Below are 19,804 nucleotides of genomic sequence, written 5' to 3'. Positions count from 1 at the left end.
TCGGCGAGCCCCCGCGGCGGGGGCGCGAACCGCTCTCGCAAGCTGATACGCACGATCCGAACGGATCGTTCACTCCGCTTAGGCTCGTTAGCGGGCCTTGACTCGAAAAGGCGACCCGACCTGGGGGTCCAGGGGCTTGCCCCGGCGGGGGGCGTGGGGGCTCGGCCCCCACAGGACACGACGAAGAGAGCCCTGTTTGCGCATTCCGCAAACAGGGCTCTCCCGCTATCGAGTGGGCGATACTGGGATCGAACCAGTGACCTCTTCGGTGTGAACGAAGCGCTCTCCCGCTGAGCTAATCGCCCGCTCGCGGTGTCGACGTGAACTTTAGCGTACGACTTTCAGGCGCCTGCAAACGGGTGGTCCTGACCGACCACACTCCGCTTACCGGCGAGTACGGAACGCACAACCCCGAGCTAGCCAGGGTTGTTCCGGCAGGGGGCCGCCCGACGCCACGTTCGACACCCGTGCGACGGTGCTATCGCCCGGCGACTAAACCGCGCAGTATGGAGGCGTGGGCTCCGCGGGGCGCGCCGGTCAGTTGCGCGCCGCGGTGGTCACGGGTGGAGGAGGGGGCCGAAGAGCCCGGACGGGTGATCTGCGGCGCACCCGCGACGGAATCGGCCTCCTGATGCGTCCAAGTGGTGACGCCCTCGGCCGGGCCGGGCCGGGAAGGGAGACGAAGGGTAGGACGATGCGCAACGATCACGTGACGCTCCGCTCGACGGCGGTCTTCGACCTGCTGGCGCCGCGGACTCCCGCGGTTCCGGTCAAGGTGGAGCTGCGCTACGACACACGCGACCCATACGCGGTCGTCGCCGCCTTCCGAACCGGCCGCGCCGGCTGGGTCGAGTGGGTGTACGCACGCGACCTCCTCGCGGACGGCCTCTTGGCCGACGCGGGCGACGGCGACGTTCGCATCCGCCCCTCCGTCGAAGACCCCGAAGCGGTGCTGATCGAGCTGAACTCGCCGTCCGGGCACGCCATGTTCGAGGCGTCCGCCCAGGAGCTGGCCGACTTCCTCGACCGCACGTACGACGTGGTGCTGCCGGGCAACGAGCACCTGTGGGTGGACGTCGACGACGCCCTCACCCACCTCATCCCCCACGATCTGGCCTGATGACGGCCTTGCAACGGCGGAGTGACACCCCGGTGTCGAACCCGTTTTCGGGGTCCGATATGGTTTTCCCACACCACGGCGACGGGGGAACGGTCCTCCGGAGCTGCGGAATGCGGATGTAGCGCAGCTGGTAGCGCATCACCTTGCCAAGGTGAGGGTCGCGGGTTCGAATCCCGTCATCCGCTCGATAGGCTCTCGGGCCTAGTCACGGTGGAGTGGCCGAGAGGCGAGGCAACGGCCTGCAAAGCCGTGTACACGGGTTCGAATCCCGTCTCCACCTCGCGCGATTAGCTCAGCGGGAGAGCGCTTCCCTGACACGGAAGAGGTCACTGGTTCAATCCCAGTATCGCGCACCACAAGTTTTCGCAGGTCAGAAGCCCTGTCCCTCCCCGGAGGGGCGGGGCTTCAGTTGTCAGATGGCGATGAAATGGCGATGGGCCCCGGGCCGTGGTCCAGGCGTCGCGACCGCAGGTGCGGGAACCAGGACACCAGCTTGGCCCGTTCGCCCGGGTACAGGGACGCCAGCGATCGCAGCCAGCGTTCCTCCAGGGCGGCCAGGATCTGGTTCACCATGGCCGGGGTCACGTGGTCGTACACCCGGGCGATGCCCTTCATCTTCTGCCCCAGCCGCGCCCGGCGGGCGACCTCCGGGATCCCGTCCTCGGTCAGCCACGTGGCGTGCGTGTGCCGCCCTTCGTGGAAGGTGAACGTGGGCAGGATCGGCGGCCGCTGCTCCCCCGCGCCGGCGTCGTCCAGCTCGACGCCGTCCCAGGCCGGCCGCCAGAACCGGATCCGGAAGTTGGACCGCCGCCATGGATGCCCCTCGGGCGTGCACAGCACGAAGGGCTCCCGGTGGCTGTCCATCAGCTCCTCGTAGAGCACCGCGATCCCGGGCGGTAGGGCCACGAACCTCGTGCCCGCAGGAGTTTTGGTCCGACCCTTCTTGGGCCGGGAGTTCCCGCGCCGTGTCGGTGGCCGCTCGCGGCCATCGGCGTGATGATCATCACTCTTCCGGCCTCCTTTGGAGACCTTCCCGGCGACCTCCTTCAGCGGTGTGCGGATCCCAATACCACGGCGCTCGGAGTCGTACTCGTGCCTTTGCTGCCCGACGAGTTCACCCCATCGGGCGCCGGTATAGAAATCCATCAAGCACAGCACGAATCCCGACTTGCCCAGGCCCAGCTCGTAAAGCCGCATCGCGGCCCGCAACGCCTGCGCCGGAGTGGCCACCAAGCGCTCCGTGTCGAACTCCCCCATCGACACCCGAACGCCGTTGCACGGGTTCGCCGGGATCATCCGGGCCCGCACCGCAGCGTTGAGGACGGTGGAGAACAGCGCGAAGTACGAAGACACCGAGGACTCGGCGTAATCCTCGTGCAGCTCCGAGAGCCACCGCTCGATCTCGACATACCCGTTGAAGATCGCGATCAGCGGCCACGCGTTCCACTGCGGCAGCAGCTGGTTATCCAGGAACGACCGGTACTTCGCGATCGTGTTCAGCTCCAGCCGCGGCGCGACGGCGCCGAGCCATTCCTCGGCGAAATCCCCGAACCGCGTCTCACCGTCCCGCGGGTCCAGCCACAGGTTCCGCCGGATCAGCGCCTCCTGCTCCAGCCCCCAGTCCTCAGCAGCCTTCTCCGTCGGGAAGCCTGACTTGCTCCCCCACGTGCCGTCCGGACGTTTGTACCGAGCCCGCCACTCGCCGGTCCCGGGCTCTTCCTGGCCGTAGGCCATCCTTCACTCCTGTTCTTTCCGTTACTCCGCCCGCCTCACGCGGCACGGAAATCCTTAGCGAGGTCCTCAACGGACACCCGCCGCCGCGGAGGCTTCACCGGCGCCGCGCTCAGCCGCACGATCTCGGCGACATCCCCGCGCGTGAACCGGTAGTGCTTGCCGAACCGGTGATGCGGCAGCACCCCAGCAGCGGCCTGGTCCTTCAACGTCCGCGGCGACAACTGCAACAACTCCCCCACCTCCTCCGCGGTCAGCAACGCATCCGGATCCGCCGGCGGCTCCGGCACAGTCGCCCGCACCGCCGCGGCCAGCTCGCGGATAGCCATGGCGACAGCACAGCCATCTCCGCTCCCGTGGTCGCATTCGTACTCCATCACGCACTCCATTCTTGTTGTCAGAAAATCGAGTCGTTCAGGGAAGTGTTCAACACAGCACACACCTATACACACCGAAACACGACCGACAGTCAATAGACTCTCGAAAGAAACTCAAAGAGCCTCGTACATGAGCAAACCCAACAACGTCCCGCGATTCGGCGACGCTACTATTTGACGAACCGGTATCGAACCGGCACCAGAACGGAAGGTTGAACAGATGGCCAAGAGGGTCACGATCGAGATACTCGATGACACGAACGGCAGCCCGGCAGAGCAAACCGTCCCCTTCGGACTCGACGGCGTCGCCTACGAGATCGACCTGTCCACAACGAACGCCAACGCACTACGAGAAGCACTGGCACCGTACGTATCGGCCGCACGCCGAACCGGAGGCCGCCGCATCAAGGTCGCCGTCGGCCAAGCGACCGACAACGCCACAACCCAGACCGAAGCAGCCACCGAATACACGACCACGCACGACATTCGAACGTGGGCGCGGCAGAACGGCCACGAAGTAGCCGACCGAGGACGAATCCCAACTTCTGTCGTTGACGCCTACCACGCATCGCGAAAGACCGACAACCTTGGCGCCTCACGGAGGAATCGAGCGCAATCGAAATCGCGACCGAGGTCGACGCGCGGCAAATGATCCGCCAGCGTGAAGACATCATCCCGTCGGCGCGGCCGCATACCATCGGGTGGGAGAATCTCGACAACCGAGTAACATCCGTAGCCTCCGCCCATGCGATCCGGCACCGGAGGTGGCGCCGACACACCTCTAACTCCGCCTTCCCGCCCTCATGGAGACAAGCCCCGGTTGGATAGCGGCCGCCTTTCCGGCACGCTGCCAACCACCGAAACGGACCAGCCCGGCGAGGACCGCAGCGACCTCGTCGGATTGCTGCAGCGACTCGGCCCGCCCCCTCAGGGGCTCCTCGCACTCGCCGAACGCGACACCGCCGGCCCGCTCCCCCGAGAACCGATCACCTACCCACCGGCACGCACGTGAGCTCGCAGCAACCGCCGATACGGCAGACTCACCGTCAAGGGCTGTCGATCACCGAGGAGTTCGCGCACCCGCTGGACCGGGTCGACGAAGCCAAGTTCGTCGTCAAGACCCTCGGCGAGAGGTTTCGTCGACCTGGCGGTACGGACCGGCCGGCACCCGGGCTAGCCATCGTCGCGACCACCGAGGCCGGCGACAAGCGGGTACGGGCACGGCGGTGCCCCGAACCGCTGACCGCACGTTCCATCATGAATAGAGTGCGGGGGGCAGTGTAAAAGCTGGCGCACCACCCACCTCGACGACCGGCGGCATCATCACGGTGCACCTCGTACCCGAAGAAGCCGTCGGCGGCCAGGCGCTGTAACTGGAGTCGATGAAGCGCGACGCCGACGCTGCCGACGCGCAGGCCGGACCCTGGCCTGCATCCCGGGACTGCTCCTCCCCGACGCGATCCTCACCCCGGTACTCGACGACGGCCGCACCCCCGGTGAGCGGGCCCGGCTCGGCCCCTGCGGCGAACCCCGCCGACCGGCAACCGCGGATCAGCCCTGACCCGGCCAGCTACCCGCACCGTCGCCTACGTTCATGCCACCCGAACCCGAAGACGGCGACGGTGCTCCACGCGGTCGACGAGACTGTCCGCTGCACCGCCCGCGACGAACCCAACCACTCGCCCACCACTGGCACCTCACCGACGCCGCGCCACGCAGCGCCGAACTGACCGGCCCTGGGTTCTCCCACCACACGCTTCGAACACAACGACTCACCTGGCACATCGCCCGGATCCAGATGATCCCGGAACCCGAGCCGGCCGACGACAACGAGGTCAGGTCACGACCGCCGACCGCTGCCCAGTACCAATGATCAGATCGCCCCCGACCCCGGACGCGAAGAAGGCCCAGGCCGTTGCCTGGGCCTCAGCTCCCCGCCTGGACTCGAACCAAGAACCCTCCGGTTAATTGGAGGTTCTAGCCCTGGGTCGACCTCAGTCGATCTAGCTGGAATGTTTGCATTCGCTCATGGCCTGATTCGGTGTCAATCGACGTCGATCGTCGCTGTTTATGGAGCATAAATGCTCCCTCGTTTGTGATCATCGAACCGCGAAGGCTTGCGCTTCCGTAACGTGCGGGTTCAACGCTCCGACGGGCTGCGCAAGCGGAGAACGGGTCCGACCAGCGATTTCCCGTAGGCCAACTGCCGATCGAAGGCAGCTTTGACATCTCGCCACCGGGAGCTACCCACAGTAGCGCTGCGCCGGTGACCTGGATCTCGCGGCCGACTCACCCGGCGTTGCGATCCTCGCTGACCGCGGACGGCCAGCGCTGCAAGAGGGCGGCAAGTGGGTCCACTGGGGCCGGGTGTTGCGATCCTCCCTGGCCACGGGCCGCCAGGGCTGCAGGCCGGTAATTGCCAGCGCCGAGCCGGCGCCGCAGTTGCGATCCTCGCTGGCACGGGCGATCAGCGCTGCCCGATCCGGAGCCGAATCCACAAGCCGCCGTACTCGTCGTTGCGATCCTCGCGGGCCGCGGACGGCCAGCGCTTGCTTGCAGACCTCGACGGCGATCGGGTCAATGTCGATGCCGTTGCGATCCTCGCTGACCGAGGGCGGTCAGCGCTGCTGCCTCACAACAGGATGCCCTCGATACCCAGGTTGTTGCGACCCTCGCCGCCGCCGACGGCGAGCGCTGCGCCGTCACGATAGATCAGTACAGCAACGCGGTCGACACGTTGCGATCCTCGCCCACCGCAGACAGTGAGCGTTGTTGGATACCGCGGACATCACACATGACGTCTGGGTGTGGCAATCCTCGCTCGTCGCGGACGGCGAGCGCTGCCCCTCCGAGGGACACATCAAGCGCGCAGCTGATCCAGTTGCAATTCTCACCAATCGCTGGCGGCCGACGCTGCCCGACCTGGACAACTTCGCGTTCGGTTTCGAGACGCAGTTGCGACCCTCGCTCGCCGCCGACGAGCGCTGCCCGGTCCCCAATGCCTTCGTGGAACGAGTGGTGTGGTTGCGATCCTCACTCGCCCCTGCCCTGCACCACGTCCTCATCGCCCGTCGAGTTGCGATCCTCCCTCGCTGCGGACGGCGAGCGCTGATAGCTCGTGTTGTTGTCGCTCGCGGCCGCCGGGTTGACGTTGCGATCCTCGCTCGCCGCGGCGGCCAGCGCTGCCCGAACACCGGAGACACGGACTGCGCCGCGAGGTAGTTGCGATCCTCGCTGGCCGCGGTCGGCCAGCGCTGCCTCGTCGGGCACCAGGCCGTCGTAGCCCAGCAGGTCGTTGCGCTCCTCGCTGAAGGCGGACAGCCAGCGCTGCTCGTCGTCATAGGCGTCGACCATGTAGCCGTTGCCGACGTTGCGATCCTCGCTGGCCGTCCGCGGCCAGCGCTGCAGGTCTGCACCCGGCCATAGGTCGGGCTCGGCCTAGTGTTGCGATCCTCGCTGGTCGCGGTCGACCGGCCCCCGTGCGGCCGGGTCGTTGCGATCCTCGCTGGCCGCGGACGGCCAGCGCTGCCGCCGCGTCGCATCCTGCAACGTCTCGGCGTACCGGTTGCGATCCTCGCTGGCCGCGAACGGCCAGCGCTGCCCGCGGAAGCGCAGGTTGTCGCGCGAGCCCTCCATGTTGCGATCCTCGCTGGCCGCGGACGGCCAGCGCAGCCCTCGGGCGGACTTCCCGCCGGCCGCGTACATCGTGTTGCGATCCTCGCTGGCTGCGGACGGCCGACAATGCTTGGGCATACGGTTTCCAAGGAAGCTGCTTGCGCGTCGTCGGCATTGTACTCAGTCGACGACTCGGGTCAGTGTCACTCCCTTGGGCAGTTCGTCTTCAACAGTGATCTTGTAGTCGTCGATCGACCTCGGCGCGGTCACGCCGTCGAGCAAGGCGGTTCGGACGCCCTTGAACAGCTGGCTGGCACGTGCTCGTCCGTACGCGTCGTCGTGGCTGAAGATGTACAGGCCTTTGACGTCCATTTCTCCGCGCCCGCTGGCCCGGTCGTGCTCGAAGAGATTGGCCAGTGTCTGCCACAGCGTCGCCAGATCATGTTGGGTGACCCCGGTTTGCTCTCCTCGAGGTGCGCTGTAGTGCAGGTGGGCACGGTAGAGTCCGTAGTGGACGGTCCACTTGGATCCCATCTCGGTGGATTCGCCGCTTTCAATGTCTTTCTCGGTCGTCTGCGTGATCCGCGTGATGCCGTGCGCTTGGGTGAGGACGGGGCTGACGCTGCGGGCGAAGGTCAGCTGCAGAGGGCCACGGATCCTTCCCGCGTTGCCGTCGCCAGTGCCGACGACTCCGCCGAACATGCGGATGTCGAAGAACTCGTTGCAAAGCCACTGCTGCACATCGGCCCGCTGCTGCGGGCTGGTCTTCTTGGTCAGCGGCGTCCCGGTCGCGGTGAACGCGCGTTTGATGTTGGTGTTGAGTGCGACGTCGGCTTCGACGAAGATCTTGAAGCGTTCCTCGCCGGGGTGGAGCAGCGGGATCTGGTCACGGATCTTGCGTTTGAGGCAGACGTCGGTGACGAGGCCATGGCCGGTTTCGACGTCGGTGCGGGGCTGGTTGCCGGCGTCAGGGTCGCCGTTCGGATTGCCGTCAATGACGTCGAAGAGCAGCACGGCGTCGTGGCGACGCCGTGGGTCGAGGTGGGGCTGCATCATGGTTCCTCCTGGGTTAGTTGTCGGTCGCCTGGTCGGCGTCCGTGTCGGGGATCTCCGGGGCGTTGTCGTCCGCTCGCTGGCCGCGTGCTGCCGCGAGTGCGAAGAAATGGTTGCGTTGGTCTGCGTAGCCGTTGAACCAGGAGCACTGGTCAGCCAAGCCGAGCGCCAGTGGTATCGGCTTGAGTCGGGCGCTGAGATCGTCACGCTGCTTGGCGTAGTGGATGGCGAGTCCGTCGCGGTTGCGGCTGCGCAGCTTCTTCAGGTGGGCCTGGGAACCGCGAAGCAGCTCGGGGACCACTCGTGCTGGGCTGGTTGATGCGGCGGCGAGGTACCGGTCGGCCAGGGTGGTGTTGAGCTTCTTGTCCTTGCTGTCGAGTCGGGTGGCGGTGTATTGGAGGGATTCGAGGACGGCGAAGAGCCTTCCGGCGAGGTACGCGGGTGTGTCGTCGGTTTCGTCGAGTGCCAATCGGGTCTCCTTGTCCGGTCTGAAGGTCCTTCTGATGAGGAGCTTGAGCAGTGCTTGGCGGGGACCGTCGAGGTGCCGGTCGGCCCGCAGCCGCTGTACGAGGTGGTGGGCGAGAGTGACGGGGGGTGGGTTCTCGTGGAGCGCTGCGGCGAGTAGATCTCGTTGTGCCCATAGCGGACGATGTGCGCCAGGATCACCCAGGGGCAGATACGAGCTGCGGTGCCGGTCCCAGCGGCCGAACGCCAGCGTGAGACGGTAGAGCGAGTATCTCCGCGCTGTGCCGGTCCAGGGGTCCAGCACGCTGTGGTCGGTGAACCACCGTGCCACCGCTTGCTTTGCCGCGGGCAAGGGCACATCGATCCAGTCGCGCAGGACCAGCCGGGTTTTGTTCGCCGACATCGCCGCTGCGCAGAACAGGCTGGTGTCCACCCGCCCGGGTTCGCGTCCGGATTTCGGTGCGTCGATGATCGTTCCGGCCGTCTTGACGAGCCACGCAGGATCAGGCGCGGAGGTGGTAGGTGTTTCTGCGAGCAGCGCGTCGATGGCTGCCTCGTCGGGGTCGAAGACGAGCTGGATCGGCGCGGCCGTGCCGGGTTCGGCGTGCAGCAGCCACCAGGCCAGCGCGGTGTCACCGATGCGCCGGTGGTGGTCACGGCTGCGCAGCAGGTGATCGAGTGCGGCCACGCTCGCTTCCGCACAGGCCACACAGATGGGTGAATGCGCGAGCTGGATTGTCAGGTCGAAACCCATGGACTCCTTGTTCACACTCACCAGCGCCACCGAGTTGGGCTGGGGCCGGTTCTTGCTGCGGCTGTCCGGGTCGAATCCCACCGCCGGGATCAAGCCAGCTGTCACTTGCCGCGGCAAGGTGTCGATCAGTTGTCCCGTCCTGCCGCAGACCAGGCACATCCGGGTGGCCTCGGAGGCCTTGCGGCTCGTGGCGATGTGGGTCCATCGCCGCTTCGCTGACGGCGAGAGGTGGACGAACCGGCCGTTGACGCGGAAGGCGACCAGGTCGCTTGAGCAGTACTTGTCCGGCCGGGCCAGATGTTGCTGGCCGTCGCTCTGCAGGAACGCGAGCAATGCACGTGCACCGCGGTCGCGTGGGCTGGCCTCGGCCCACTCGGCCACCAGCGTGGTGAACGCCGCATGGCACCGCCGAGCTCGTTCGACGTCCTTGGGGTCGGCGGGACGACCGCCCTTTCCTGGGCTTGGCCATCCGAGGGCGTTCTTCAGGTCGTCGCAGGCGAGCATCGGCTGCGGCGCCGGACTCGAGCGTTGCAGGTTCGGGACGAGCTCGCGTTTGCCGTTGCGGCGTGCCGGCTCGTCCGGCACCGCGAGGTCGACCAGTTCCCCGTCGGGCCGGCCGTCGGGATGCAGGTCGAGCATCCACCGGATGCTGCGCCGGGCGTGAAACGGAGGCGGCATCGCGTCGTTGGATTCTGCATACTCGCGCAGCCGGGTCAAGAACATGTCCGGTCCACCTCCGCTGCGAGGCTCGGCCTGGCGGCGATCTGTTCGTCGAGCGCGGGGTCGTGGATGCCTTCCGGCGGGACCTCGAGGACACCCTGGCGCAGCCAGGCGGTGAACCAAGTCGAGCGCGGCGGGCGGACTGTGTGGTCGACGTCCAGCAGCATGATCCCCAGATACTCATCGTGCAGGACCGGTCCGACCGCGGGATCTGGGGCGCCGAAGTCTGTGGCTGAGAACTCGCGGCAGCCGAGGTAGGGCTGGCTGAAGCAGGCACCGCGCTCGATACGCCGGCGAGCTTGGGCGACGTACTTGCCCAGGCTGTCGGTCGCGTGCGGGCGCAGCGCCACGTCCGCGTGGATCCGATAGGCGACATCGCGCAGCGCCAGGGTGAATCGCTGGTCACGATCGGCCGCCGCGTCGTACCGGAAGTCCGCCCCCTGCCGCTGGATGGTCGAGAGGGCCGGTGCCGAGGAGACTTCGTTACGGCGGATCCGGAACCATCGGATCGGCCGCAGCAGTTCGATCTTCCTGATCCGGTATTCGAACTCCGGCTTCCAGAACACCGCCTCGAGCACCCCGCGCGCGGCGCTGGGTGTGATCAGCGGGTAGCTGATCCGCTCGGCCTTGGCTTCCGGCCGGGTGAAGCAGGCGTAGTCCCCCGCGACGTCGAGAACGATGGGGGTGTCGGTGGTGACGGGTTTGCGTGGCTGTCCCATTATTGGTCCTCCGGGGTGAGATCGATGCCGAAGTGCGGGTCGTAGCGGCCTGTCCAGATGTGCAAGTCGCCGACCAGCCGGACGAGGCGGGCGTCTCGTTGCCGCTCGGCGAACGAACGTGGCAACGAGGCGAGAAAAGGCTGCAGGTGCCTCAGCTGGTCTGGCCGCACCGGCCTGCCTCGCTGGAGCGCGGCCACCACACGATCGGCCTTGGCACGCGCCTCGCGACCGGCGATCGGGGTGTAGTCGACCAGGACGGGCACCGACTCGTCGCTGATCATCCGGAACAGCTCACTGACGCGCAGGCAATCCCATTCGCGTCGGGCGTCGATCACGGCTTGCCCGCGTGCCTCCGGTCCCAGCGTCGCGTACAGCCCGGTGAAGTAGGCGGCCAACGCCACCAGGTCATCCGGTTCGGCTTGGCCGGGCGCCGGTCCGAAGCGACGCCGGGTCTCGTGCAGCGGCACCTCGTAGGAGGGTGGACGGCCGGGCTCGTGGGGATCGAACACCACCACCAGGCCGCCCTCGCGTCCCAGGCGGCCTTCGCGGTTGCAGCGGCCCGCGGCCTGCAGCACCGCCTCGGCCGGCGCGTCCGCACGGAAAACGACCGGGAAATCCAAGTCGACACCGGCCTCCACCAACTGGGTCGACACCACCAGCACATCACCATCACCGGCGAGCAGCCGGCGGATCTCCTCGATGGTGTCCAAGCGGTGCCGCGAGCACATCCGCGTGGACAAATGCCGAATCGCCGCCGATCCCGTGCGGGCGTCCTTCCACGCCCGCAGAACTACCCGCGCATGGTCGGTGGTGTTCACCACCACCAGCGCGCGGCGGTGTTTGGCGGCCTCGGCTGCCACGTCGGCCAGGGACGGCTTCGGCCTCCCCCACCACCGGTACTGGACGCGGCGCAGCGCGGCGTACAGGCTGCTGGGGTCGGCCACGATGGACGTCGGTGTGACGCCCTGGAGCACGGGCAGGTGCCAGAACTCCGGTTGTGTCGCGGACGCGAAAAGGACCGTGGCGCCGAAGTGCTCCACGAGCTGCCGGAGCGCGAGCAGGACCGGGTCGAGCACGTGCACCGGGATCGCTTGGACCTCATCCAGAACGATCACCGCACCGGCCAACCGGTGCACCTTGCGCATCCGCGCCGGCGTCCGCGCATGGATGGACTCGAACAGCTGCACCGTGGTGGTGACGATGAACTCGGCGTCCCAGTTCTCGGCCGCCAACCGCTGCCATCGTCCTCCCCTTCGGTCATCGTCGAGGTTCACCGCGGTGTGGTGCTCCAAGACCACCCCACCGCTCCCGTCCGGGTCGAGCAGCTCGCGATACACCTCCGCGTTCTGATCAGTGACGGACAGGAACGGCACCGCGAAGACCACACGACGCATGCCGTGACGCTTAGCGTGGTGCAGCGCGAACCCACCGGCAGCGAACGTCTTGCCCGTTCCTGTCGGCGTTTCCAGCCGGAAGAACCCAGGCGAGCACGCGGCCGCTCGAACACTGTCCGCATAAACTTGGGCGCGCAGTTCGTCGATCGACGAGGGCTCCCGTTCCGCCAAGAGACGGGCCCGCTCGCGCTCGAACCGGTCCAGCAGCTCAGCCATCCCCACAGGTGCTTTCGTTGGCCCGCGTTCAACACCGCGGAAATGTGCCGCCGTGTCGAGGTGATCGGCGTCGACGAGCGCGGAGAAGAGCATCCGCAGCAACATCTCACCCGCTTCCGGGTCCTCGCGGGCCCAATTCGGCCACGGCGGCTGAGTCGGCTGCTGAAGCTTGGCGATATGTCCTGACATTCGACGAACGGCCTGGTCCTCGGCAAGTCGATCACGTTCCGGGCTGGTCAAGAAGGCATGCAGCTGGGCCGGGTTCTCGAGGCCGCCGTGATGACCGTGTATGGCCATCGCGAGCCGCCACAAACCCACCCGCTCAACAGCGAACCGGGTCCCCGCCGCCTTGTGGTCGATCCCGACCCGACCGCCGTCCGCCCCCAAGGCGACGAGCCTCTGTTGCCAGGTCTCGGACCCTTTACCCAGGTCATGCAGCAAACCCAGCCACCACGCCAACGGCGCAGCACCGAACGCTTCGGCGAACTCGGCAGCACGAGACGCGACACTGGTCAGGTGCTCGACCAGGCCGTGCCACTGGCCAGCAGCGTTCCCGCTGTGCGACCACAAACAGCCTTCGTCAATCTCTTTCGACAACACGGCGGTAGGCATACTCCGGAGCACCGACAGAAACCGGCACCAGCCTCTCGCCTGGGCAATGACACCGCCACAGTTCACACGATCGGGTTAACCCCACACGCGCGAGCCGAGAAGTTTGCCTGGTGCCGCATCTCGCACGTGATCTTGTCGGCATTTTTGAGATCCTCGTCCGCCGCTCACGGCGAACGCTCTTCCGGCTACGGATTCAGCAGTATGGATGGATAGAACCGTTGCGATCCTCGCTTGGCCGCGAACGGCCAGCGCCGCGGCCTACGACCGCGTCGAGGGCAGGTCCTTGTACACGTTGCGATCCTCGTCGGCCGCGAGCAGCCAGCGCTGCTGTGCACCGCCATGGCGCTGGTGATGGTCGACCTGTTGCGATCCTCGCTGGCCGCGAGCGGCCAGCGCTGCCTTGACGAGCATGCCCATGCCGAAGGTGTTGATGTCGTTGCGATCCTCGCTCCCGTCGGTGGCGAACGGTACCCGGTCGGAGTGCCGTCGAGAATAGTGCCGCGGATGTTGCGATCCTCGCTGGCTGCGGACGGTCAGCGCTGCACGGCAGCGTCCGGAACAGGTCGGCCGTGATGCCGTTGCGATCCTCGCGGGCCACGAACGGCCAGCTCTATCGGAGAAGGACCCGGGCCAGGCAGAGCGGTTCTTCGGGTTGCGATCCTCGCTCGCCGTCCGCGGCGAGCGCCGCCTTGCATGACCAGGCAGTTTCTCAACAAAGGGGCAGGCGGCCAAGCTATCAACCCGATTATCGGGACGACACGCCGACTCCACCTTTGGAACCTGTCGGCGAGTCCCCCCGGACGCTACACGTTCCTAACCGACCCGGTCTGACACGCCACCCCACCATCGGCACCAGCCACGCTGGTCCCCTACCTGCAGTGCAACGACCGTGCACCGACGTGCCCGTAGCGCACGCCTGGTCCGTCACGCCGAGCCGGAGGCCGACAATCAGGAAGGCGGCTATGATCATGGCTGCAGACCACGACCTCCGGACCCACATTCAACAAGTTGGGTTTCCTCTCTGTCCTCAGAGGGTTGACACAGAGAGGTGCCGTCGAGACCCTCCAGGCCACCGGTGGTCAACCCAACGTTGCCTGATGCTCGTCACCGGCACGCACAGCGGGAATCAGCAATATCGCAGCCACGAGCGACCACGGTACCCCGGCCCGGTCTAACCGGCCTCCTCCACATGCGGCGCACGACCGGCAGCCGAATCGTTGCTAAGCACAGCCACTACCCTGTCGATCAGCGCGCCGCTGTCGTCGGCACCCGTCAACTCCAGATGCACCTTGCGGCCATCGCCCTTCTCGATGTCCAGCAACACCCGAGTGCCCTGCGCTCGCTGTCCCAGCCACGCGAACACCGACCGGATGAGCACCGTCACCGCACCGCCACCTCCCAACGCAATACCGACAACGTCGGAGATCCCACCCATCCGCCCCGGTTGCACCTGCGCACCGACGAGCTTCACACTGCCCCGCAGCTCATCAACTCGCTTGAGCCAGTCGGCAAGAGCTTGCGCCTCACGCACCGATCCAGTGCCATCGCAGCTCAAACGAGCCTGCATCAGTCCCACCCCTTCCGTGTCGGGGAGATCCGCGAACTTCCATCAACCTCATATAACGCAGTCGTTGGCACTGCTGTAACACCACTCCCCGTGCCGAACGACATCCTGCTCATACGCGTCATAGAGTGGGAGTTCACAGCGGTGCTCGATCCAGATCTCCGGCACTCCGCGGCGGTGCTCGTCGGCACGAGCGTTTACGCCGGCGAGACCGGTTTACACAACCTTCCCGCGGTGGACAACAATCTCACCGACCTCGCCGCAACACTCACCGACCCCGCTGTGCTCGGCCTGCCACCACAGCAATGTGTGACGATCCGCAACGCACCCGACGCGCTGTCGGTCTCCCGGACGTTGCGGCATTACGCCATGACGACCACAGACACCCTTGTCGTCTACTTCGCCGGCCACGGACTGGTAGCGCATAACAACGAGCTCTACCTAAGCCTCAGCGGAACCGACCCCGAGGAGCTACAGGTCAGCGCATTACGCTACCAACTCCTGCGCGAAATACTGATCGACAGCCCCGCCCGCAATCGAATTCTCGTGCTGGACTGCTGCTTCAGCGGCCTCGCGACCGAGGCGATGAGCACCACCCACAGCCTCAACATCGCCGGAACCTACATCCTGGCCGCGACACCCCCAACGGAGATGGCGCTCGCGCCGACAGGCGAGCGCAACACCGCCTTCACCGGCGCGCTGCTACACCTTTTGCACACCGGAATCCCCCAACGGCCTGCCAGACTCAGCTTCAACGATCTCTACGGCTACCTGTGGAACGCACTCACCGAGCGAGCCCTGCCCAGACCGCAACAACGTATCACCGGGCACACCCACACCTTGCCGCTGTTCCACAACAAGGCCGCAAGCGCAGGCGACAATCACGACGACCGCCCACCGAACGACCCACAGCCGCCCTACCGCACAACGCCGCGCAGGATCTCCCGGCGAACGACGATCACGTTGTCCACCGCCGCGGTTGTCGTTGCACTCGGCTCAGGTCTCACCTATGCGATCGCCGCCCAGACCGATACCGCGTCGCCGTCCAGCTCAACGCAAACCAGCGTCACGTCCGCACCTTCGACAACCACCCCGGCGACATCGACGTCCCCGCCGGTCGACACACCCTCAAGCACTCCCACATCGTCCACCGCGAACAAGCAAGCTCCGGACTCAACACTGGTGGTGCGCACGACGTGGCCCACGAGCCGCGGATGCGACGGAGGAACCGCAGTCGCGATGCCTCCAAAAGGGCCCGCGATCGACACCTTCCCCGCCAGTGGTGCCGACATCCGAGAACAGGCTGTGGCGCGCGGGGGAGCTTTTTGGCTCACAGGCCACATTTATCTCTTCCTCTCCGCTGCAGCAGGAAAATCCATCGACATCCTAGACCTCACTCCGTCCTTCAAACCGGCTACTCACGAGCAGGCCGCATGGATCTACTCCCCACAGGGCGGCTGCGGCGGTCTCGGCAACCGGGTCTTTGACCTCGACCTGGACGCGAAAAAGCTTGTCGATAAGGGCATCGAAGAAGGCGTCGACGGGTCGCTCGACCCGTCCAACAACCCCGACGCCAAACTCGCCCGAGAAGAACCACTCGGCCCGACTTTTACCGTCAGCGCTGAAAAACAAGGCCTGATCAAGATCAATGCACACGGCTGCAAAGCCAACTACACCTTCAACCTCAACGTCAGCTACGCGATCGCCGGTGACCCAACCGTGCATGTGCAGTCCTTCGGCCCTTTCAGGTCCAACGCCTCATCCGGCGACGTCCCCGTATACGCGCCGACATCCACCGATGGCCAGAACTGGCAATTCGTCAAAACCGGCAACGCCAGCAACTACTACGGGTGCTGAACAACCCAGGGAGGTTGGCACGGCAGGACATACCACCGACGACACAACGATCAACTGCTAAGAAAAAGCAACCTCGCCGAAGACTACTTCCGTTACCGCGAGGGCTACACCCCGCCCACTCGTGACGCGTTTCTCGGCTTGATGTGCAAACCGGTAGCGGACCTGGACGTCGTCGACGTCGGTGCGGGCACCGGGATCTGGAACACGCATGCTGGCCGAATGCCAGCCCCGGTCGCTCACGGCCGTCGAGCCCAACGACCGGATGCGCGCGACCGGCGAACGAGACTCACACACGCTGCCGATCACCTGGCGCGAAGGCAGCGGGGAACAGACCGGCTGGACGACGACAGCGCCGACCTGCTGACCATTGGCTTCGTCGTTCCACTGGGTCGACTTCGACACCGGCATGCGCGAGTTTCACCGTGTACTGCGCCCCGGTGGCTGGTTCGCCGCGCTCTACAACCCCCAAGGTCGAACTCACCCCCACCCTGGTCGACATCGAAGCCGAGATCAAACGCCTGAAGCCGGAAGCCAAGCGGGCGACGTCCGCGCGCTCGGGCCTGATCGCACAGCTGACCGAGCGACTCGACGCAGTCGAAGACTTCACCGACGTCGTCTACCTGGAAGGCCGGCACGTCTCCCACCAGAGCGTCGACCGCTACCTCGGTCTCTGGCGATCGGCCAACGACGTGCAAGCACAGCTGGGTACCGACCTGTTCGAACGCTTCATGCGCTACGCCCAAGACCGCCTGAGCGGGCTCGAGCACGTCGAGGTCACCTACCTGACCACCCTCTGGGCCGTGCGCCGGGCATGACACCCCCGCCCCTACTGGCATGATCATGCGAGCCTGCGTGTCCCACACAGCCCGGTTAGCCTCGGCTGATGGACACGACAGCCGTCCAGCGGAAACGCCCCGGACTGGTGGGCGCGATCCTCGCCGCGACGAACTTCCTCGCCGTGTTCGACGGATTCGTCGTCGTGGTCGCGCTGCCGGCCATCCAGGGCCGCTTCTCCCTCGGCGCACTCACCGGCCAATGGATCATCACCGCGTACGCCCTTCCCCCTCGGCGGATTGCTGCTGGTCGGAGGGCCGCTGCGGTGACCGCTTCGGCAGCCACCGGATGATGCGCTTCGGCCTGTGGACCTTCACCGCCGGCGCCGTCCTGGCCGGCTGGCCGCCGCTGGCTGGTTCCTGCTCGGCGCCCGCGCCCTGCAGGGCATCGGCGCCGCACTGTCGGTGCCCAGCTCCTTCGACCTGATCAGCGCCCAAGCCGAGCCGACACGCCGGAACAAATAAGGAGACTGATGCAATCCCCTGGCACGCAGACCGACGACGACCCCAAGGAGCCGTGACCGTGGCAGCACTCAAGAAGCGATGGATCTCCCGATGGCCGCATCTGCTTATCGTGGCGTCCAGCCTTCTCGTCGTCCTGTCGGCACGCTTCGCTTTCGGGCCCTCGGACTGGGCGGGCCTTGGCCAATGGGCCGGCGGCTTCGGCGCCTTCTACGCCGCTGTGGTCGCCCTGCAAATTTCCGGGCGGGAAGCAAAGGATCGCGCAAAAGCGGAGGCGCATCAGGACTTTGTCCGCGCCAACATGGTGGTCTGCTATCATCAGAATGGCGTGGTGGTCATCAGTAATCGCAGCCGTGAACCAGTCAACGACGTCTTGCTCACGGGCTACCACCTTGAAGGCACGCGACATGCGGTTGCTTCCGAAGTACGGCACCTTCTCCTCCCGAGCATCGAGCCGCACACGTTGCCGTTCGAGTACAAGCCTGGGCACGGCATGAGCACAGACGAGGCACTCGGACTCATCGAGCGGGGCGCCGAGTTCGAGTTCGAGTTCACTGACCTCCACGAAAATCGGTGGACCCGGAGAGGCGATCATGCCGTTCGGCGCAAGCAGACCTGAACCCGCTACCACCTCTGAATGACGGAAGCGCAGACCTGGCAGGCGCCTGAAACTTCGGCTTATACACTCCATCTAACTCTCTTACACGGTTAGATGGTTAGAAGGCGTGCACGTCGCCCACCTAGTTCCGCGGCCGCGGTCGGCTTCGGCGGATCTGGTCTGAACAGCGGCGGTCGGGTACCACTCAGGACACCGGCCAAAACTGTGGGGACACTGTCCGATACGGCCTGTAGCGATTTCTCGCCTCGCAGAAGGCACATCCGGGGCACGATCGGGTGAAGGAAAGGCATGAGGTCGTAACGACCACGCCAATCTCCGACGATTTCAAGATCGGAGGTGTCCGTGAACAAAACTGCACGAGGGGCGAACACAACGCCACGAACCACGCTACTCAACCTGCAGAGGTCACGCGTACGCCTGCTGCGGAAGCTCAGCGAGGGCGACGACCGCCAGGCCGCCAAGATCGGCCGGCGGGCACTGGCCAAGGTCAGCCGAACAGTCGTCACGGGCCGGGCACTGCCTCATCGCCTCAGCATCCCATCGCGAGAACTAGTGTCGATCATCAAAGTCGACGTCGAGGTCGCCGATGCCATCCGGGCGCAGGACGTGGAGTCGGCCGTCGAGGGCATCCACAACACCTTCAAGCTAGCGGGGCGTTCACCTCAATCGCTGGCTCCCGCCTCGAAACTGATCACGATTTCCAACCTGCCGGCGACACAGCAGGTTCGACTACTCGAGTACCTCAACGCTCCCGCCTCCATGACCAAAGAGGACGTTGGCCCTGTGGCAAAGCCGCTGGCCGCGTTGTTCCTCGAATACGTCCAACAGGGACCCTTGTCGCTGAAGGCGTGTCGGCATGGCAACCCGTCGATCAGCGGCTTGTGCCACAAACCACCCTGCCCGGAGGCACCGTGATCTCGTTCGTCCTCCTCGCCTCGGTGCTGGCAGCAGGACGCGCCGTGTGGATCGGAGACTACTTACGCCGATGCGCGATAGCGGCACCTGGCCACGGGATGACGTGGGTCAAAGCAGTCATCACCGGTATCAGAGTCACCACAACGTCAAAGCTCGAGGGCTACCGGACAGAGGCTCTCCACCAAGCTACCCTCGGTCTGAGTGAGCGGCAGCTCGATACCTCGCTCGTTGGTGGGTCCGTCGCGTTGGCAGCCTGGACACAGCTTTTCGTGTCCTCGGAGAGCACACCGGGGTCAAGCATCAGCGATACCAGCCTATCACTGCTCTTCATCGGCGCGCTCGCGCTGATCGCAGCTCCGATCCTTTTTCGCACAGAAGGAATTCACTTGACCTTCATCGGCCGCGAAACAGGTTCACATCTCGGCTTCGGCCTGGTGATCCTGAGTCTCCTGTCCATGGCTGCCGATCTGTCCATAAGCTGGCTCATCACTGCCCTCGCCATCCTGGTCGGAGCCCTCCTAGTGCTGCGAGACGTCAGCGAGGTGACCCGCCACGTACAACTCCAAAATGAATTCACCTTCTAACGTGGCATAGCCTTCCCGCTCTCTCGCCTGGCCCTCACCGCGTGAGATCCACCGCGCCGGCGTGGACGCAGCGCTGACCAGGCCGCGCATGGCGATCCGGGCACGCAACGACTGCGCCACCGGCCCGTCCGGCAGCGGCGCCGTCCACTGGTAGGACGGGGCACGAGCCACGGCGGCCGTTACCAGCGAGCGAC

Annotated in this window: 20 protein-coding genes and 4 tRNA genes; 12 read left to right on the top strand and 12 right to left on the bottom strand. The window is 65.9% G+C overall.

Annotated elements, in window-relative coordinates:
• Nucleotides 1–233 precede the first annotated feature (233 nt).
• Nucleotides 234–305: transfer RNA gene (locus ACWED2_RS10200), tRNA-Val, on the bottom strand.
• Nucleotides 306–694: 389 nt separating this feature from the next.
• Here ACWED2_RS10200 and ACWED2_RS10195 point away from each other — a divergent pair.
• The 4 genes from ACWED2_RS10195 to ACWED2_RS10180 all read left to right on the top strand — a co-directional run bounded on the left by ACWED2_RS10195 (nt 695) and on the right by ACWED2_RS10180 (nt 1,476).
• Complete coding sequence (locus tag ACWED2_RS10195; RefSeq protein WP_013227152.1) at nt 695–1,120, top strand: SsgA family sporulation/cell division regulator; 426 nt, start codon at nt 695–697, stop codon at nt 1,118–1,120.
• A gap of 112 nt (nt 1,121–1,232) precedes the next feature.
• A tRNA-Gly gene (locus ACWED2_RS10190) sits at nt 1,233–1,305 on the top strand.
• A 24-nt stretch (nt 1,306–1,329) separates the two neighbouring features.
• Nucleotides 1,330–1,400, top strand: a tRNA-Cys gene (locus ACWED2_RS10185).
• A gap of 1 nt (nt 1,401) precedes the next feature.
• Nucleotides 1,402–1,476, top strand: a tRNA-Val gene (locus ACWED2_RS10180).
• Between the two features lie 49 nt (nt 1,477–1,525).
• Here ACWED2_RS10180 and ACWED2_RS10175 read toward each other — a convergent pair.
• On the bottom strand, nt 1,526–2,854 hold the full coding sequence (locus ACWED2_RS10175) for a tyrosine-type recombinase/integrase (RefSeq protein ID WP_449690116.1): 1,329 nt from the start codon (nt 2,852–2,854) through the stop codon (nt 1,526–1,528).
• A gap of 35 nt (nt 2,855–2,889) precedes the next feature.
• Nucleotides 2,890–3,228 (bottom strand): helix-turn-helix domain-containing protein, encoded by a 339-nt coding sequence (locus ACWED2_RS10170; RefSeq protein WP_449690135.1) that lies wholly within the window; start codon nt 3,226–3,228, stop codon nt 2,890–2,892.
• 220 nt (nt 3,229–3,448) lie between these two features.
• On the opposite strand from ACWED2_RS10170, the gene ACWED2_RS10165 reads away from it, so the two are divergent.
• On the top strand, nt 3,449–3,880 hold the full coding sequence (locus tag ACWED2_RS10165; protein ID WP_449690115.1) for a histone-like nucleoid-structuring protein Lsr2: 432 nt from the start codon (nt 3,449–3,451) through the stop codon (nt 3,878–3,880).
• 2,381 nt (nt 3,881–6,261) lie between these two features.
• Here ACWED2_RS10165 and ACWED2_RS10160 read toward each other — a convergent pair.
• The 8 genes from ACWED2_RS10160 to ACWED2_RS10125 all read right to left on the bottom strand — a co-directional run bounded on the left by ACWED2_RS10160 (nt 6,262) and on the right by ACWED2_RS10125 (nt 14,343).
• The gene (locus tag ACWED2_RS10160; RefSeq protein WP_449690114.1) at nt 6,262–6,582 is read right to left on the bottom strand and encodes a hypothetical protein; all 321 of its coding nucleotides are present in this window, start codon (nt 6,580–6,582) and stop codon (nt 6,262–6,264) included.
• Between the two features lie 84 nt (nt 6,583–6,666).
• On the bottom strand, nt 6,667–6,933 hold the full coding sequence (locus ACWED2_RS10155; RefSeq protein ID WP_449690113.1) for a hypothetical protein: 267 nt from the start codon (nt 6,931–6,933) through the stop codon (nt 6,667–6,669).
• Nucleotides 6,934–7,023: 90 nt separating this feature from the next.
• On the bottom strand, nt 7,024–7,899 hold the full coding sequence (cas7c, locus tag ACWED2_RS10150; RefSeq protein WP_449690112.1) for a type I-C CRISPR-associated protein Cas7/Csd2: 876 nt from the start codon (nt 7,897–7,899) through the stop codon (nt 7,024–7,026).
• 13 nt (nt 7,900–7,912) lie between these two features.
• A complete protein-coding gene (gene cas8c, locus ACWED2_RS10145; RefSeq protein WP_449690111.1) occupies nt 7,913–9,838 on the bottom strand; it encodes a type I-C CRISPR-associated protein Cas8c/Csd1 in 1,926 nt (641 codons plus the stop codon).
• Nucleotides 9,829–10,554: a type I-C CRISPR-associated protein Cas5c gene (gene cas5c, locus ACWED2_RS10140; RefSeq protein ID WP_449690110.1), complete on the bottom strand. Its 726-nt coding sequence runs from the start codon at nt 10,552–10,554 to the stop codon at nt 9,829–9,831. Before cas5c ends, cas8c begins: the two co-directional genes overlap by 10 nt.
• Nucleotides 10,554–12,764: a CRISPR-associated helicase Cas3' gene (gene cas3, locus ACWED2_RS10135; RefSeq protein WP_449690109.1), complete on the bottom strand. Its 2,211-nt coding sequence runs from the start codon at nt 12,762–12,764 to the stop codon at nt 10,554–10,556. Before cas3 ends, cas5c begins: the two co-directional genes overlap by 1 nt.
• Nucleotides 12,765–13,034: 270 nt before the next feature.
• Complete coding sequence (locus ACWED2_RS10130; RefSeq protein ID WP_449690108.1) at nt 13,035–13,193, bottom strand: hypothetical protein; 159 nt, start codon at nt 13,191–13,193, stop codon at nt 13,035–13,037.
• A gap of 754 nt (nt 13,194–13,947) precedes the next feature.
• Nucleotides 13,948–14,343, bottom strand: coding sequence for an effector-associated constant component EACC1 (locus tag ACWED2_RS10125; RefSeq protein ID WP_449690107.1), 396 nt, complete (start codon nt 14,341–14,343; stop codon nt 13,948–13,950).
• 90 nt (nt 14,344–14,433) lie between these two features.
• Between ACWED2_RS10125 and ACWED2_RS10120 the strand changes: the two genes are divergently transcribed.
• Complete coding sequence (locus tag ACWED2_RS10120) at nt 14,434–16,197, top strand: caspase family protein (RefSeq protein ID WP_449690106.1); 1,764 nt, start codon at nt 14,434–14,436, stop codon at nt 16,195–16,197.
• A 57-nt stretch (nt 16,198–16,254) separates the two neighbouring features.
• On the opposite strand, the gene ACWED2_RS10115 is transcribed toward ACWED2_RS10120, so the two are convergent.
• On the bottom strand, nt 16,255–16,605 hold the full coding sequence (locus tag ACWED2_RS10115) for a hypothetical protein (protein ID WP_449690105.1): 351 nt from the start codon (nt 16,603–16,605) through the stop codon (nt 16,255–16,257).
• A 29-nt stretch (nt 16,606–16,634) separates the two neighbouring features.
• Here ACWED2_RS10115 and ACWED2_RS10110 point away from each other — a divergent pair, with 29 nt between their 5' ends.
• The 6 genes from ACWED2_RS10110 to ACWED2_RS10085 all read left to right on the top strand — a co-directional run bounded on the left by ACWED2_RS10110 (nt 16,635) and on the right by ACWED2_RS10085 (nt 19,610).
• Nucleotides 16,635–17,012: a hypothetical protein gene (locus ACWED2_RS10110; protein ID WP_449690104.1), complete on the top strand. Its 378-nt coding sequence runs from the start codon at nt 16,635–16,637 to the stop codon at nt 17,010–17,012.
• Nucleotides 17,013–17,080: 68 nt separating this feature from the next.
• Nucleotides 17,081–17,323, top strand: a complete 243-nt coding sequence (locus ACWED2_RS10105) for a hypothetical protein (protein ID WP_449690103.1) — start codon at nt 17,081–17,083, stop codon at nt 17,321–17,323.
• A gap of 13 nt (nt 17,324–17,336) precedes the next feature.
• Nucleotides 17,337–17,495: a hypothetical protein gene (locus tag ACWED2_RS10100; protein ID WP_449690102.1), complete on the top strand. Its 159-nt coding sequence runs from the start codon at nt 17,337–17,339 to the stop codon at nt 17,493–17,495.
• 58 nt (nt 17,496–17,553) lie between these two features.
• Nucleotides 17,554–18,111 (top strand): hypothetical protein, encoded by a 558-nt coding sequence (locus ACWED2_RS10095; protein ID WP_449690101.1) that lies wholly within the window; start codon nt 17,554–17,556, stop codon nt 18,109–18,111.
• A gap of 342 nt (nt 18,112–18,453) precedes the next feature.
• On the top strand, nt 18,454–19,026 hold the full coding sequence (locus ACWED2_RS10090) for a hypothetical protein (protein ID WP_449690100.1): 573 nt from the start codon (nt 18,454–18,456) through the stop codon (nt 19,024–19,026).
• Entirely contained in the window at nt 19,023–19,610 is a 588-nt protein-coding gene (locus ACWED2_RS10085) for a hypothetical protein (protein WP_449690099.1), read from the top strand. The genes ACWED2_RS10090 and ACWED2_RS10085 overlap by 4 nt, the downstream gene beginning before the upstream one ends.
• Nucleotides 19,611–19,804: the final 194 nt, after the last annotated feature.

This window comes from Amycolatopsis sp. NPDC005003, from assembly GCF_053600695.1.
This window is presented reverse-complemented; position numbering and strand designations above follow the sequence as displayed.